We start from the raw sequence: 15,376 nt of genomic DNA, 5'->3' as shown, positions 1-15,376 counted from the left end.
CAGGCGGTTCAGGAGGAGCGCAGCTTCCTCGCCAGTCGCTTCACCGGAGCCGGAGCGTAGGAGGCGAGCCGCCGCTTCTTCGGCTGCGGCCGCACGATCACCTTCTCCTGGGCACCACTGCCACCGTCGTCGTCGGTGAGGTTCCAGTACTGCTCGGACTTCTCCCCCTTGCGCGGGAACTCCTCACCGGGCAGGCGGGTGACGACCTCGGGACGCTCCCAGGCGATGTTCCGCTTGACCACCTTTGCCGGGGCCCCCACAGCAACGCAGTTGTTGGGGATGGCTTTGGTGACGATGGAACGGAAGCCGATCACCGAGCCGTTGCCGATGGTGGCGCCGCCCATCACGACCGCGTGCTTCGCGATCCAGACGTGCTCGCCCACGACGATCGACTGGGACGGGTTCGCGCGCTTCCCGCTGCGCACGTCGAAGATCGGGTGGGTGTCGTCGCCGCGCACCTCGATGTTCTTGGCGAACATCACGTCGGCGCCGATCGTCACCGAGACGCCCTCGACGGCGGATATGAAGGTACGGCCGGCGCAGCCGACGTTCTCACCGATCCGGATCGTGGACTCGTGCCCGCAGCGCAGTTCGAAGCGCAGACCCGCACGCCGCTTGGTGGTGCGCCCGATATCGATCCGCCCGTTGTTCCCGGTGAAGATGACGAGCAGGTCCTTGATGTCCGCTTCAGGGCTGATGACGAGCTTGTTGTTCGCCCCCTTGAACCGGATATCGATCTTTTCTTCCCGGACCTCGCCGTCGTAGACGATCTCGTTTCCTTGATCGTCCTTGTAGCGCTCCAGCTTGCGCACTTGCAGCATCGCGATCTGAGGGGTGGTCTCGACCTCGACCTTGACCGGTCAGGGGTCGGGCCTGCCCCTCGTACCTCCGTTCCGGCATGGGATTCCGGCTCAATTTATCAGACGAGACTATTGCCGAATTGGCGTGATCGAACCGGGACAAGCGGTTCCCGTCGGCGCCTGAAGGGTAGATTTGATGGAAGAAGTCCCCTTAGGGAGGCTGATCCGATGCCGTGGCTCGCATGGTTGCTCGCCGCCGCGGCGCTTGGCGTCGCGGAGTTCTTCACCCTGACGCTGGTCTTCGGGCTGCTGGCCGGCGCCGCGATGGTCGCCGCCGTGGTGGCGGGTGTGGGAATCGGCCTGCTGGGTCAGCTCGTGGCGCTCGCCTTGGCGGCGGCTGCCGGACTCGTTCTCGTACGTCCGGTCGCTCTGCGGGCCCTCGCCAACTCGCCCATCACCCGTGAGGGCAGCGACGCGTTGATCGGCAAGCGGGCCGAGGTCATGCAGGAGGTGACCGCCACCCACGGCCTGGTCAAGGTCTCCGGTGAGGAGTGGTCCGCCCGGGCTCTCGACGAGACCCATGTGATCCCGGTGGGAGCGCTGGTGGACGTCATGGAGATCGAAGGCGCCACAGCCGTCGTGTACCCGCGCGAGCTTCTTCCGTGAACGTGAACGGCTGAACACGTAGCGCATCTAGCGAGGGAGGACGCATGGATCCGGTGGTCATCCCGATTCTCGTGGCGGCGATCGTCGTGGTGTTCCTCGTGGCCGCGACCGTGCGGATCGTTCCGCAGGCGCGCCGCTACAACATCGAGCGGTTCGGCCGGTACCGCCGGACCCTGCAGCCAGGCCTGAACTTCGTCCTGCCGGTGGCGGACCGGGTCAACACCAAACTCGACGTGCGTGAACAGGTCTACTCGTCCGACCCCAAGCCGGTGATCACCGAGGACAACCTCGTGGTGAACATCGACACCGTGCTCTACTACCAGATCACCGACCCGCGGGCGGCGGCCTACGAGGTCGCCGACTATCTGCAGGCGATCGACCAGCTCACCGTGACCACGCTGCGTAACGTCATCGGCAGTATGGACCTGGAGGGGACGCTCACCTCGCGTGAGGAGATCAACGCCCGGCTCCGCGCCGTCCTCGACGACGCGACCGGCAAGTGGGGGATCCGCGTCAACCGGGTCGAGATCAAGGCCATCGATCCGCCGAACACCATCAAAGAGGCGATGGAGAAGCAGATGCGGGCCGAGCGCGACAAGCGCGCGGCCATCCTGCACGCCGAGGGGGAGCGGCAGGCCAAGATCCTCACCGCGGAGGGTACGAAGCAGAAGGACATCCTGGAGGCGCAGGGTACGCAGCAGGCCATGATCCTGCGGGCGGACGGCGAGTCCAAGGCGGTGGAGCTCGTCTTCCAGTCGGTCCACCGCAACAACGCCGACGCCAAGGTCCTCGCCTACAAGTACCTGGAGACCCTCCCGCATCTGGCGCAGAGCGAGAACAACACGTTCTGGGTGATCCCGGGCGAGCTGACCGAGGCGGTCCGCGCCGTCACCAGCGCGTTCGGCGACCGGTCGGAGATGGGAGCCCCGGTCACCGCGCAGCGCGAGGAAGCGGCCGACGACGACGGTACGCCGGAGGGCGACGGAGCCCCGGAGATCGAGGGGGACCCGACGCTCGCGCTGGACGCCGCCGCGGCCGCCGACGAGGCCGCGAAGCAGGCCGCCGTCGCGGTGAGCGACGCGAAGGCCGAGGCGGAGGCGGCGGGGGAGGTCCAGCGGCCGGGGCGGGGGCCGGTGTAGGTGCAGGTGCGGGTGGCCGGCGGCTGAGCTGGGGGGCAGGCGGCCCTTGCGTCGGTTCTTGGGGGCGGCAATAGTTGGCCGACTGTTGCCGACTCGGGGTGCGGAGCGTAGGACGTACACCCACCCATGAAGGAGTGAGGACCCGTGCGCGCCGTCCTGCTGAAGGACTTCGGCCCCCCCGACCGGCTGGCCGTCGCAGAGGTGCCCGACCCGCGGCCCGGCCCCGGCGAGGTGACAGTCCGCGTGAGCGCCGTCGGCATCCAGTTCCTGGAGACCCAGATCCGCGCCGGGCTGATGCGGGACGCGCCGGGGCAGGCGCCCCTGCCCCTGGTGCTGGGCAAGGAGGTCGCGGGTGAGGTCGTGGCGACCGGTCCCGGTGCCGGTGAGGCGGTCCTCGGCAGCCGGGTGCTCGCCACGACCGCCGCCGTCGGCGGATACGCCGAACTCGCCGTCGTACCGGCCGATTCGCTCATCCCCGTGCCGGAGGCCCTGGACACGGGGGCGGCCGTCGCGCTCTACCGGCACGGTGCCACCGCCGAGGCCCTGATCCGGGCGGCCCGCGTGGCCCCCGGCGACCGGGTCCTCGTCCAGGCCGCCGCCGGAGCCGTCGGCACGATCCTCGTGCAGCTGCTCAAGCGGCGCGGCGCCACGGTCATCGGTACGGCCGGAGGCGGGCAGAAGCTGACCCTCGTCAAGGAGCTGGGCGCCGACCACGCCGTCGACCACGCGCTGCCCGACTGGGCGGACCGCGTACGGGAGGTCGCCGGGGGCGGCGTCGACGTCGTCCTCGACCACATCGGCGGCACCCTCGGCCGCGAGGCGTTCGGGCTGCTCGCCTCCGAGACCGGCCGGCAGGTGGTCTTCGGCTTCTCCGGCGGGGCGCCGCTCGACGTGAAGCCGCTGGAGCTGCTCAGCCGCAACCTGACGCTCACCGGCTTCAGCGCACGCGCCCTCTGGAGCCGGCCGGACCAGGCCCGCGAGCTGGTCATCGGCATCCTCGACCTCGCCGTCGAGGGGGCGATCAGGCCCGTCGTCGGTCAGACCTTCCCCTTGGAGGAGGCGGCCGCGGCACACGCCGCCGTGGAGGCGCGCACCACCGTCGGCAAGACCCTGCTCGTCCCCTGAGGCCGCGCGTCACACGGCCAACGGCACCGCGTGGATCTCGTCGGCCGTGTGACCCGCCCGCTCGTGGATGCGCTGGACCGCGTCGGCGGACGGGGCGGTGGAGAGACAGTAGACGGTGCCGGATTCCGGGTCCGCCCAGGCGTGTTCGAAGTGGACGCCTTCTTCCTTCTCGATCGCCGTGTCGGCCTCGTGCGCTTCCTTCAGCTGCGCCGCCGTGATGCCTTTCATGCCCCGGTGGACATCCATGTACATGGTCATGGTCCGCACACCTCCGATGGTCGGATCCGGTCCCCTTTCCATGGTGCATCCGATGGAGCGCCGGGGCTTGCCGCACGGGAGGGGCGGACCGCTGTCTACCGTCCCGCCTCCACCCTCAGCTCCGCCACCCCCGCCGGCTTCTCCGGGTCCTGGGACCGCACCGTCACCCGCACTTTCCGTGCCGTTTCGCCTGCCAGGTACGGGCGCCAGAAGCGGCCGTCGACGGAGGTCTCCACCGTGTGGGAGGCCGGCGGTACGTCGCTCCAGCGCGGGGTCACCGAGGTGATGCGCAGGGGGTGCGGCCCCAGGTCCACCGTCAGGGCCCCCGTCGCCCCGTCCGGGGACCAGGAGGTCGTCGGGGAGCCGTCCACCGCCGCCTCCGCGTAGAGGCCGGGGGCCTGGGAGGTGGCCGTCACCGGGCGGCAGCGCGCCGCGTCGGCCGTCGGGGTCAGGTCGGGGCGGCGGGTGGGGAGGGTCAGGGCGGAGGAGAGGCGGCGCGGGCCGGACGCCGTGTGGACCGTGAAGGGCGTGCCCGACGTCAGGCGGACCGTGCTCGTCCGGGCGCCGATCTCGACCTCGTACGTCGCATCCCGGTACCGCAGCCCCGTCAGCCGCACGCCCTCACCCAGCTGGGGCGGCAGCAGCGGGTCCAGGTGCACACCGTCCTCAAGCAGGCGCAGGCCCGTCAGGCCGTGCGTGAAGACCTGGAGGAAGCCGCCCTTCCCGGTCAGGAAGTCCTCGGCCGGGAAGCCCGAGAGAGGGTCCTCGGCGCCGGACTTCTCGCCCTTCGCCTCGGAGAACAGGTCGTACGGTCCGCGCATGAACGGCCGTACCGCGCGCTGGAGATACGTGTACGTCGAGCAGCCCGGCTCCCCGATCGCCGCCGCGTCGATCGCGTGCACCGAGTCCGTCATCGCCGGGCCGTCCGGGTCGGTGCGGGCCGCGTAGTAGTCCAGGGTGGCGGCAGCGGCGCCCGGCTCCATCGGCCACTCCAGCGGGTACATCAGCAGGACCGTGTCCGCCTGCTTGATCGTGGAGCCCTTGTAGCCCGCGTACTGGAGGAAGACCTTCCGGCCGGAGTCGTACGGAATGCGGAGGCCGTCCGCCACCCGGTTCCAGCCCGTCGGCGGGCGGTGGCCCAGCAGTTGAGCCGCCCGGGTCGCGTTGCGCAGGGCCGTGGCCGCGACCGCGTTGGTGAAGACGCCGTCGTCGACGCCGTTGCTGTATTCGTCGGGCCCGGCCACGTTCTTGATGGAGTAGCTGCCGTCCGGGTTCGCCGTGGCGCGGGACTGCCAGAAGTCCGCGATCCCGCGAAGGAGCGGCCAGCCCTTCGCCGCCAGCCAGTCGCGGTCTCCGGTGGCGAGGTAGTACTGCCAGACGGCGAGGGACACATCGCCCTGGAGGTGGTTCTGGGTCAGGCAGTGCGGCGGGTCCCAGCTCTGGCACTCGGAGTCGATACGGCCCCGGCTCGCGCTGGTCCAGGGGTAGAACAGGCCCCGGTGGCCGTACTTCTCGGCGTTCGCGCGGGCCGCGTCCCGGGTGCGGTAGCGGTACTCGACGACCGAGCGCGCCAGCTCCGGGCGGGTGGCGAGCAGCCCCGGGAACATCCACGTCTCCGCGTCCCAGAAGATCATGCCCGCGTAGTTGTCGCTGGTCAGACCGGCCGGGGCGATGCTGTCGGAGGAGCCGCGCCGGGTGTTGGCCAGCAGCCCGTACTGGGTCGAGCGCAGCCAGCGTTGCAGCTCCGGGCGGCCGGGGACCAGGACATCGGCGGACCACGCCTCGCGCCAGGCCGCCTCGTTCGACGCGAAGATCCGGTCCCAGCCGCGCCGGGCCGCCCGGTGCGCCGCCTCGCGGGCGTCGTCGGCGGGGGCGGGCGAGGTGAGGGCGGTGTCGACGCCGACGTACTTCTCGAAGGTGTACGTCCGCCCCTCGCGGACCGGCGTCGGCCTCGGGGCCGTACGCGACTCGGGGCGCAGCGTCTCCACGACGCCCGAGCCCCGGCGCATCGTCTGCGCCACCGCGCCCTCCACGCCGGTGCCGAGCGTCCTGAACGTGCCGTCCTTGCGCAGGGTGATCCGGCGTGCGCCCCGGTCGTCCAGCCGACCGGTGACCGTCGCCGTACCGCTCCAGCGCGGGGTCATCCGCAGGCGTACGGCGCCGGTGTGGACGTCGGACCGGTCGGCCAGGACGTCGTACGTCAGGTCCGTGGCGCGGCCGTCCGCCGTCGTCCACCGCAGCGAGGTGCGGACGAGGCCGCAGTTGAGGAAGACCGTCTGCCGGTAGTGCGAGATCCGGCCGGCCGGTGTGTCCGTGCCGAACTTCTCGTTGCCGACGCCCACCTCGATCGTCGTCCAGCTCGGCAGCGCGGCGATCACCTCGCGGCCTTCGGAGACGGCCTTGTCCCGGGCGTACAGGCCGGAGACGAACGCGCCGTCGTAGCGGGGGGTGTAGAGCGGCCAGCCGGTCTTCTCGCCGGTGGCCGCGTAACCGGTGCCGGTGGCGGGGATCCGGTGGCCCAGATAGCCGTTGCCCACGTACGGGTCGTAGCCGTCCGACTCCCCGAACCGGGTGGACGACAGGGCCCAGGCGGGGTCCTGACCGCCCGTCCGGCCGCAGGCGGGGACGGCCGGGGACGACGACGGCGGCGGCGGGGTGGCGGTGGCCGAGGAGAGGGGCGGCAGCGGTGCGATCAGGGCGACCGCGACCAGGGGTGCGAGGACGGAGATACGCGAGAGGCTCACGGTACGAAGGTAGGGAGGCGGCGGCGGGGGCGCGCGGAACGGCACGCCCGGCCCCGGAACGTGGCGTGAACGCGCCCGCCGGATGGCCCCCTTCCGGCTTCAGCTCTGCGCGAGGTCCCTGACGAAGATCAGGCCGTCCGTCTCCGCCAGATGCGCCGGGTCCAGGCCGAAGTAGCCGAACCAGGGGGAGACGCGGGGCGCCGGGAGCGCGTCGCCGAGCGTGGCGGCCAGGCGGCGTGCGTCGACGAGGAGGCGGTCCTCGGGGAGCGCGTACAGCAGGCCCTCCACGGTCTCCGGCGGCGGCGCGTCCACCCCCTGGTGCCGGATCGTGCCGAGGGCCGTCGCGAGGAAGGCGTACTCCTGGCCCAGCCGGGCGCTCACGAGTGAGCCGGCGCTCCACCACTCCAGCCGCTCACCGCCCAGCCGCATCGAACTCTTCGCCCGCTGGAGGTGGCTGTTGTGGGCGAAGGCCAGGACCGGGCCGCGTGCGGCGAGGGCGAGCAGGTTCTCGGCCATCATCCGGTCCCGCACGCCGAGCAGCCGCGTCATCCGGCCGGGTGAGGTGTCGGCCATCCAGGAGTGGTAGCGCAGCAGGCCGGTCGCGGTGCGGCCGTACAGCCGGGCGCGGTCCCAGCTCTCCCGCCCGGCCGCCGCGATCAGGTGCGGGGCCCGCTCGTCGAGCAGGGAGACCAGGTCGGCTGCGAGGAGGTGGAGTTCGGCGGCCTCGGGGGAGCGGCCGAAGGACCGGAAGGGGTCCATCATCGCCGCCGGTTCGGTCCACCGGTCGTCGGGGCCGAGGAGGTGGTCGAGCGTGGCGGCGGTGCAGGGCAGCAGGTGGTCCGCGTCCAGCCAGGAGGCGAGGAAGGTATGGAGCGCGGTCAGGGCCTCCCGGGGGCTCGCGGCGCCCGTGATCTCCAGCGGGCCGTCGAAACCGGTGAGGTGGAGCTGGTCGGAGGCCGGGCGTCCGGTGTTGAACTCCCGCGCCCAGCTCACGAGTTCGCGGTTGGCGGCGGACGCGCCGAACCCATGGCTGAATCCGTGCCGCATGGCCTCGTCGAGGGAGCCCGTGCCCGCGGTGACGTAGGCGTCCACGACGAGGCCCATCAGGCAGTCGCTCTCGATCGCGATCATCCGGTAACCCTCCTGCTCGACGAGGTGCCGGAAGAGTTCGTTGCGTACGTCGAGCAACGTGTCCTCGCCGTGGGTGGGCTCGCCCAGGGCGAGCAGCCGGGGGCGGGACGGGAGCAGCCTCAGGACGGCGGCGGCGTCGACGGCATGGGCGGTGTGCGAGATGTCAGTGGCCATGGATTCAACGGTATCGTTGAACATTCGGTGGAGACTTTTGCGCGCGATCACCGTGATTCAGGGGTTGGTGTGGGAGAAAACCTTCAAAGCGGTATGCGGCTCCGGCCGGTCGATCTGGCCCGCCCGCACGGTCTGTCCACGCAGGCCGTGCGCAACTACGAGGAGGCCGGCATCCTCCCGGCCGCCGAGCGCACGGAGAGCGGCTACCGCACCTACACCCCGCTCCACGCACGCGCCCTGGCCACCTTCCTGGCCCTGCTGCCCGGCCACGGCCACCGGACGGCGACGGGCATCATGCGGGCGGTGAACCGGGGCGCGGCCGACGAGGCGTTCCTCCTCATCGACGAGAGCCACGCCCAGCTCCTTGAAGACCGGCGGACCCTGCGGGCGGTGGAGAGCGCCCTGCGTGATCTGGGGCCGGAGACGGGGGAGTCCGGGCCGCCCGGAAGCCCCGCCGCCACCGCCACCGCCACCTTCATCGGGCCCCTGGCGGACCGGCTCTCCATCCGGCCCGCCACCCTGCGCAAGTGGGAGGCGGCCGGGCTGGTCCGCCCGCGCCGCGATCCGCTGACCGGCTACCGCGTGTACGGCGAGGCCGACGTGCGGGACGCCCGGCTGGTCCACCAACTCCGGCGCGGTGGCTACCTGCTGGAGCAGATCGCCCCGCTGATCGGCCAGGTCCGTACGGTCGGCGGCCTCGCGCCCCTGGAGGCCGCCCTCACCGATTGGCGGGCCCGGCTCTCCGCCCGCGGCCGTGCGCTGCTGACGGGAGCCGCGGAGCTGGACGCGTACCTGCGGAAGCGGGAAGAGACGCAGGCCCACCCGCCCGAGCTCAGCACACCCGACGGCAGCCCCTAACCCGCCATCCCCGTCTTCACCCCCGCCCCGCACAACGGCACCACCACGCTCCCCGGCCCGCGTGCCGCGCCGTCCCGTACCGCCGCCCAGCACGCCACCCCCGTCGTCTCGACGTAGAACCCGCGCGCCGCCAGGTCCCGCTGGGCGTCGCGGATCTCGTCCTCCGACACCGTCAGGAACGTGCCGCCCGACCCCCGTACCGCCGCCAGGATCTGCCGGGCGCGCGGCGGACGCGGGATCGCGATGCCCTCCGCGAGGGTCGGGGCGGGGGCACCGGACCCGGCCGGCAGCAGGTCCTCCGCCCCCGCCCGGAACGCCTCCGCCAGCGGCGACACCGCCTCCGCCTGTACGGCCACCAGCCGCGGCCGGTCCGCGATCAGGCCCAGGGCGTGCAGCTCGGCGGTCGCCAGGGCCGCGCCCAGGAGCAGCGTGCCGTTACCGACCGGGACCACCAGAGTGTCCGGGAGGCGGCCGCCCAGGTCCTCCCAGAGCTCGTACACGTACGTCTTCGTGCCGTGCAGGAAGTACGGGTTGAAGACATGTGAGGCGTAGAAGACGCCCGGTTCGTCCGCCGCCGCGCGGGCCGCCAGGGCTGTCGCCTCCCGGCCGCCGGGGACGGCCACCAACACCGCCCCGTGGGCCCGGATCTGCTCGGTCTTCTTGGGCGATGTGCCCTCGGGGACGTACACCGTGCAGGGCAGTGCCGCCCGCGCGCAGTACGCGGCGATCGACGTGCCCGCGTTGCCGCTGCTGTCGGCCACCACCCGGTCCGGGGCCAGCCGCCGGGCCAGCTCCGCGAGCATCACCGCGCCCCGGTCCTTGAAGGAGAGCGTCGGCATCAGGTAGTCGAGTTTGGCCGAGACGGTGTCCGTGAGCGGGACGAGCGGGGTGCGGCCCTCGCCGAGGGAGACCTCGGGGGCGGTGAGCGGCAAGATCTCTTCGTAACGCCAGAGTGAATTGGCACGTCCGGGAAGCACATGCGGGGTGAGCCCGGGCGCGGCTCGGAAGTCCAGGTCCCACGGGCCCCGGCAGACCGGACAGCACCAGGTCAGGGCGGAAATGGGGGACCGGGTTCCGTCCTGGGGGCAGTGATAGGTGGTCATGGTCGCCAGGATGTCAGGCATATGGCAGGTGAATGGCGTGCGTATGGCGTGGCTCAAGGCACCCTTGTGGGTTTGCCATGGATCGGTCAATCTTTCGCTGGCAGCAGGGCATGCCGGTCACGGACGACGCAGAAAACGGGGCGTTCGGACGGTTGATTTGTCATGCCCCTGCCGGGAGTCTCGCGCGGCTCCGGCACCACCCCCCACCAGCGCACCGCCTATGAGGAGGACCCCTCACATGTCAGTGATGCGTCACACCCCCCATGCACGTCGAAGACTCGCCGCGGCGACCGTCATAGCCACCGCAGCCGCCGTCGCCCTCGCCACCGCCGGCACCCTCCCGGCGACCGCGGCCGAGAGCGCACCCGAAGGCGTGATTCTCAACGCGGGCGCTCCGGGCGCCGTCAGCGACAGCTACATCGTCACCCTGAAGGACTCGGCCGCCAGGTCCGACTCCGCCCAGGGCAAGGCGCTCGCGAACAAGTACGGCGCGAGCATCGAACGGACCTACCGCTCGGCCCTCAACGGCTACGCGGTCGAGGCCACCGCCGCGGAGGCGAAGAAGTTCGCCGCCGACCCGGCCGTCGCGTCCGTCTCGCAGAACCGCACCTTCACGGTCTCCGCCACCCAGAACAACCCGCCGTCCTGGGGTCTGGACCGGATCGACCAGCGCAACCTCCCGCTGGACCAGCGCTACACCTACCCCGACAAGGCCGGCGAGGGCGTCACCGCCTACATCATCGACACCGGGGTCCGGATCAGCCACAGCGACTTCGGCGGCCGGGCGTTCAACGGCTACGACGCCGTGGACAACGACAACGTCTCGCAGGACGGCAACGGCCACGGCACGCACGTGGCGGGCACCGTGGCGGGCGCCGCGTACGGCGTCGCCAAGAAGGCCAGGATCGTCGGCGTCCGGGTGCTGAACAACAGCGGCTCGGGCACCACCGCCGGGGTCGTCGCGGGCATCGACTGGGTGACGGCCAACGCCGTCAAGCCCGCCGTCGCCAACATGAGCCTCGGCGGCGGCGCGGACTCGGTCCTCGACGCGGCCGTCCGGCGCTCCATCGCCTCCGGCATCACCTACGCCGTCGCCGCGGGCAACGAGACGACCGACGCCTCCACCAAGTCGCCGGCGCGTGTCGCCGAGGCCATCACGGTGGGCTCGACGACCAACACCGACGCCCGCTCCAGCTTCTCCAACTACGGCTCGATCGTGGACATCTTCGCGCCCGGTTCCTCGATCACCTCGTCGTGGCACACGAGCGACAGCGCCACGAACACCATCTCCGGTACGTCGATGGCCAGCCCGCACGTCGCCGGCGCGGCCGCCATCTACCTCGCCGACAACCCGGGCTCGACCCCCGCCCAGGTCTCCGCCGGTCTCGTCGCGGCCTCCACGCCGAACGTCGTCGGCAACCCGGGCACCGGCTCGCCCAACCGCCTCCTGTACGTCGGAGCGGGCGGCACCACCCCGCCGGACCCGGACCCGGGCAAGAAGTTCGAGAACACCACCGGCTACCCGATCAACGACAACGCCACGGTCGAGTCGCCGGTCACCGTCACCGGGATCACCGGCAACGCCCCGTCGGCGCTGAAGGTTCCGGTCAACATCTCGCACACCTACATCGGTGACCTGAAGATCGACCTCGTCGCTCCCAACGGCACGGTCTTCAACCTGAAGGCGTTCGGCTCCGGCGGCAGCAGCGACAACGTGGTCACCACGTACACGGTCAACGCCTCCTCCGTCGCCGCCAACGGCACCTGGAAGCTCCGGGTCGCCGACAACTATGCGGCCGACACCGGCCGGATCAACAGCTGGGGTCTGCACTTCTGATCCCCGCGCGGCGGTACTGAGCCGATGACATGAGGTCGGGGCGGTCGCGGACAGCGACCGCCCCGACCTCTCCGTGTCTAGCGGCGGTTGAGGCCGCGGTCCACGGTGGTCACCAGCTCACCGTCGTCCGTGTCCCCGTCCAGCGACCAGAACATCGCGCCGCCCAGGCCCTTGTCCCGGATGTACGAGGTCTTGGCGCGCAGCACCTGCGGGTCGTCGTACGTCCACAGCGTGGTGCCGTCGAAGAGCCAGGCGTGGCCGTTCTTCGTGTCGCGGTGGACCTTGAACGTGCCGGAGGCGGCCAGCTTCTTGAGGACCTTGTAGTCCTCGTAGCCGTTCGCCCAGGTCGCCGGCGCCGGGCCGGTGGCCGGCTGGCCGAGGCCCTTGCCGCCGCCGCTCACTCCCGTCCACCCCTGGCCGTACGTCGGCATGCCGACCACGAGCTTGTGCTTGGGGGCGCCGCGCTTGATCCAGTCCCGGACCGTCTGGTCCACGCTGAAGTCGTTCTTCGCGTAGAGCGCCGACTGCTGGGCCGTCTTCTTCTCGCCCGACACGTGGTAGTCGTAGCCCTGAAGGTTGACGAAGTCGAAGTCCTTCATGAGGCGCTTCACGTCGAAGCCCGCGTCGATCGCCTTCGGGTTGGCCGGGACGTAGGCCGACAGGTCGTAGTGCTTGGGCTTCGGCTTGTGGTGCCCGTGGCCCTTGCCCTGCGCGGACTTGGCCGCCTTCGCCTTCGCCCGGCTCTTCGCGTACGCGTCGAGCTGGGTGCGGAACTCGCTGATCAGGGCGGTGAAGTTCTTCTTGTCCTCCGGGCGGAAGACCGTGCCCTCGTTGGCCGCCGAGCCGGGCCACTCCCAGTCGACGTCGATGCCGTCGAAGACGCCGGCCGCCGCGCCCTGGCCGCCGCGCACTCCGTCCTGGGGCAGGTTGCCCTTGATGTAGAGGTCGATGCAGGAGGCGACGAGCGCCTTGCGGGAGGCCGCCGTGCGCACCGAGTCGGAGAAGTGGGTGGACCAGCTCCAGCCGCCGAGCGAGATCATGACCTTGAGGCCGGGGTTCTTGGCCTTCAGCTTGCGGAGCTGGTTGAAGTTGCCCGCGAGCGGCTGGGTGTCGGTGTCGGCGACGCCGTCCACCGAGTTCGCCGCGTCGAGCGGGCGGGCGTAGTCCGCCCAGGCGTCGGCCTGGCCGGCGATGTTGCCGGTGAAGCACTTGCCCTCGGCGCTGACGTTGCCGAAGGCGTAGTTGATGTGGGTCAGCTTGGCCGCGGACCCGCTGGTCTGCAGGTCGGCGACCTGGAAGTCGCGCCCGTAGACGCCCCACTGGGTGAAGTAGCCGATGTTCTTGTACGCGGGCCGGTGGTGGCCCTTGGAGCGGTCGCCGCCGCTGCTCTGGCCGCGGTCCGGGCCGGCCACGGCGGCCGGGGCGGCACTCGCCAGCAGGGCGAAGGTGACGCCCGCGATGGTCAGTCGGGACAGGTTTCTTCGGGGCATGAGGCTCGTTCCTGTGCGTGATCCGGTGGGGAGGGACATGCGGAGCTGCGGAGCCGTGCTGTGCACAGGAAGGTATTGGTCTGGACCAAAAACGGTCAAGGGGTGGGGAGTTGCGGCTCCCGGCCGTGGTGTCGATCCCCGGGATCCGGGGCAGATTCGAGGCGGCTCCGGTCCGGGGGAATGTCCGGGAAGCGCTCTGGTGCCGGAGGTCGATCCATGCATGATCCGTCGCACTGTCATCACATTGAGTGAAACTCTGGCCCATGCTTGCGGTGTACAACCCACGGTTGTCAGGCTGTTGCAGACTGTCAACCTGTTGGGAGTGGCCTGTGACTTTCGGTGAGCAGCCCGCCTATCTGCGCGTGGCGAGCGATCTGCGGGAGAAGATCGTGAACGGCGCGCTGCCGCCCCATACCCGCCTGCCGTCGCAGGCCCGCATCCGGGAGGAGTACGGGGTCTCGGACACCGTCGCCCTGGAGGCGCGCAAGGTCCTGATGGCCGAGGGGCTGGTCGAGGGCCGCTCCGGCTCCGGCACGTATGTGCGCGAGCGCCCCGTCCCCCGCATGATCGCCCGCTCCGGGTATCGGCCGGAGAAGGGCGCCAGCCCCTTCCGCCAGGAGCAGACCGCCGACGGGGTGCGCGGGACCTGGGAGTCCCGCAGCGAGCAGGAGGGGGCCAGTGCCGAGGTCGCCGAGCGGCTCGGCATCGAGCCGGGCGACCGGGTCATGCGGACGCATTACGTGTTCCGCGAGGCGGGCGAACCGATCATGCTCTCCACCTCCTGGGAGCCCCTCTCTGTCACCGGGCGTACGCCGGTGATGCTCCCCGAGGAGGGTCCGCTGGGCGGCTGCGGGGTGGTCGACCGGATGGCGGCGATCGACATCGTCGTGGACAACGTGGCCGAGGAGGTCGGCGCACGCCCGGGTCTCGCGGAGGAGCTTCTGGCGCTCGGCGGGGTGCCGGGCCATGTGGTCATCGTGATCGGGCGTACGTACTACGCCTCGGGGCGCGCGGTGGAGACCGCCGACGTGGTGGTGCCCGCCGACCGCTACCGGATCGCTTATCACTTGCCGGTCAGATGAGTTGACGCCCCGTCGGGCCCCGCCGCTCCTTCGCGAGCAGGGGCGATGGGGGCGGGAAGGGGGCGCATCCAGCGGATGCGCCCCCTTCGTCATGGCCGGATGTGTATCTCTTTGTACAAAGACGCCTGCGCTGAGTGAAGGTCAGGCGTACGCTCGGGCATATGCGCACTGCGGTTTCCTGGGGATCCTTAGAGACGTGCACGCCGGTGTCGTGCACGCTGGCGGAAAGAGGGGCGACATGCGGGGGAGCGACACGATGAGCGACAGCGGTGCCGTGCTCCCGTGGCTGGTGATACGGCAGGACGACAGCGGCAACCGCTACCGGATCGGCAGATACGCCACACAGGCCGAGGCGCAGAAGGTCGCCGACGGCCTCGACGACCGCAAGCACCGCCAGGTCTACCGGGTGGAGCGCGTCGGTCAGGGCGGCGGCCGGCCCTGAGGGCCTGGGGTTCTGAAGCACCCCCGCCGGGTTCCGGGACCCTGCCGCGCAGGCGGTAGGGTCCCGCCCGTCCGGTAGAGCGTCCCGGACGCGGCGAGCGAGGGCGGAGCGGTGATGTCGGTGCTGATCGACACGGTGGCATGGGTGCGGATCGAGGGCGGCAGGATCCTCTGTGCCCGCCCCAAGGGCAAGGACGTCTTCTACATCCCGGGCGGCAAGCGCGAAGGCGCCGAGACCGACCTGGAGACCCTCCTGCGGGAGATCGAGGAGGAGCTGACGGTCGGCCTGATCCCGGAGACCGTCGTCCACGCCGGTACGTACGAGGCGCACGCCCATGACGGTCCGGGCGCCCCCCTCGTCACGATGAGCTGCTACTACGCCGACTACCGGGGGACCCTGGCCGCGAGCAGCGAGATCGAGGAGGTGGCGTGGTTCTCCTACGCCGACCGCCCCCTCGTGCCGCCGGTCGACCAGCTCCTCTTCGACGACCTCGCGGCGGCGGGCGAGCTGCGCTGATCCGCGGTGCC

Annotated in this window: 14 protein-coding genes; 8 read left to right on the top strand and 6 right to left on the bottom strand. The window is 71.1% G+C overall.

Annotated features, from left to right (window positions below; translation table 11 throughout):
* Positions 1-8 precede the first annotated feature (8 nt).
* The gene (locus IF17_RS0101455) at positions 9-821 is read right to left on the bottom strand and encodes an acyltransferase (protein ID WP_030561283.1); all 813 of its coding nucleotides are present in this window, start codon (positions 819-821) and stop codon (positions 9-11) included.
* Positions 822-1,028: 207 nt separating this feature from the next.
* Between IF17_RS0101455 and IF17_RS0101450 the strand changes: the two genes are divergently transcribed.
* From IF17_RS0101450 to IF17_RS0101440, 3 genes are all read left to right on the top strand, one after another.
* Complete coding sequence (locus IF17_RS0101450) at positions 1,029-1,466, top strand: NfeD family protein (RefSeq protein WP_030561281.1); 438 nt, start codon at positions 1,029-1,031, stop codon at positions 1,464-1,466.
* A 44-nt stretch (positions 1,467-1,510) separates the two neighbouring features.
* Positions 1,511-2,605, top strand: a complete 1,095-nt coding sequence (locus IF17_RS0101445; RefSeq protein ID WP_030561279.1) for an SPFH domain-containing protein — start codon at positions 1,511-1,513, stop codon at positions 2,603-2,605.
* Positions 2,606-2,749: 144 nt separating this feature from the next.
* Entirely contained in the window at positions 2,750-3,730 is a 981-nt protein-coding gene (locus IF17_RS0101440) for a quinone oxidoreductase family protein (protein ID WP_030561277.1), read from the top strand.
* Between the two features lie 9 nt (positions 3,731-3,739).
* Here the strand turns inward: IF17_RS0101440 and IF17_RS0101435 are convergent, their stop codons facing one another.
* From IF17_RS0101435 to IF17_RS0101425, 3 genes are all read right to left on the bottom strand, one after another.
* Positions 3,740-3,988: an SCO4226 family nickel-binding protein gene (locus IF17_RS0101435; protein ID WP_030561275.1), complete on the bottom strand. Its 249-nt coding sequence runs from the start codon at positions 3,986-3,988 to the stop codon at positions 3,740-3,742.
* Positions 3,989-4,083: 95 nt separating this feature from the next.
* A complete protein-coding gene (locus IF17_RS0101430) occupies positions 4,084-6,732 on the bottom strand; it encodes a glycosyl hydrolase family 65 domain-containing protein (RefSeq protein WP_030561273.1) in 2,649 nt (882 codons plus the stop codon).
* Positions 6,733-6,831: 99 nt separating this feature from the next.
* Positions 6,832-8,037, bottom strand: coding sequence for an erythromycin esterase family protein (locus IF17_RS0101425; protein WP_030561271.1), 1,206 nt, complete (start codon positions 8,035-8,037; stop codon positions 6,832-6,834).
* Positions 8,038-8,106: 69 nt separating this feature from the next.
* Here IF17_RS0101425 and IF17_RS0101420 point away from each other — a divergent pair, with 69 nt between their 5' ends.
* Positions 8,107-8,895: a TioE family transcriptional regulator gene (locus IF17_RS0101420; protein WP_030561269.1), complete on the top strand. Its 789-nt coding sequence runs from the start codon at positions 8,107-8,109 to the stop codon at positions 8,893-8,895.
* On the opposite strand, the gene IF17_RS0101415 is transcribed toward IF17_RS0101420, so the two are convergent.
* Complete coding sequence (locus tag IF17_RS0101415; protein ID WP_030561267.1) at positions 8,892-9,998, bottom strand: threonine synthase; 1,107 nt, start codon at positions 9,996-9,998, stop codon at positions 8,892-8,894. The two genes, IF17_RS0101420 and IF17_RS0101415, sit on opposite strands and share 4 nt — an antisense overlap.
* Positions 9,999-10,236: 238 nt before the next feature.
* Between IF17_RS0101415 and IF17_RS0101410 the strand changes: the two genes are divergently transcribed.
* Positions 10,237-11,835 carry a S8 family peptidase gene (locus IF17_RS0101410; protein WP_030561265.1) on the top strand — a complete coding sequence of 533 codons (1,599 nt, stop codon included), beginning with the start codon at positions 10,237-10,239 and terminating at the stop codon, positions 11,833-11,835.
* Positions 11,836-11,912: 77 nt separating this feature from the next.
* On the opposite strand, the gene IF17_RS0101405 is transcribed toward IF17_RS0101410, so the two are convergent.
* Positions 11,913-13,325: a glycoside hydrolase family 18 protein gene (locus tag IF17_RS0101405; protein ID WP_030561263.1), complete on the bottom strand. Its 1,413-nt coding sequence runs from the start codon at positions 13,323-13,325 to the stop codon at positions 11,913-11,915.
* A 329-nt stretch (positions 13,326-13,654) separates the two neighbouring features.
* Here IF17_RS0101405 and IF17_RS0101400 point away from each other — a divergent pair, with 329 nt between their 5' ends.
* The 3 genes from IF17_RS0101400 to IF17_RS0101390 all read left to right on the top strand — a co-directional run bounded on the left by IF17_RS0101400 (position 13,655) and on the right by IF17_RS0101390 (position 15,365).
* A complete protein-coding gene (locus IF17_RS0101400; RefSeq protein ID WP_018510236.1) occupies positions 13,655-14,407 on the top strand; it encodes a GntR family transcriptional regulator in 753 nt (250 codons plus the stop codon).
* A gap of 238 nt (positions 14,408-14,645) precedes the next feature.
* The gene (locus tag IF17_RS0101395; RefSeq protein WP_018510235.1) at positions 14,646-14,849 is read left to right on the top strand and encodes a hypothetical protein; all 204 of its coding nucleotides are present in this window, start codon (positions 14,646-14,648) and stop codon (positions 14,847-14,849) included.
* Positions 14,850-14,960: 111 nt separating this feature from the next.
* Positions 14,961-15,365 carry an NUDIX hydrolase gene (locus IF17_RS0101390; RefSeq protein WP_179115440.1) on the top strand — a complete coding sequence of 135 codons (405 nt, stop codon included), beginning with the start codon at positions 14,961-14,963 and terminating at the stop codon, positions 15,363-15,365.
* Positions 15,366-15,376: the final 11 nt, after the last annotated feature.

Origin of the sequence: Streptomyces cyaneofuscatus, assembly GCF_000718135.1 — a bacterium.
Lineage (GTDB): Bacteria > Actinomycetota > Actinomycetes > Streptomycetales > Streptomycetaceae > Streptomyces > Streptomyces cyaneofuscatus.
The sequence above is the reverse complement of the archived record's forward strand: the minus strand, read 5'-3'. Positions and strand labels throughout refer to the sequence as shown.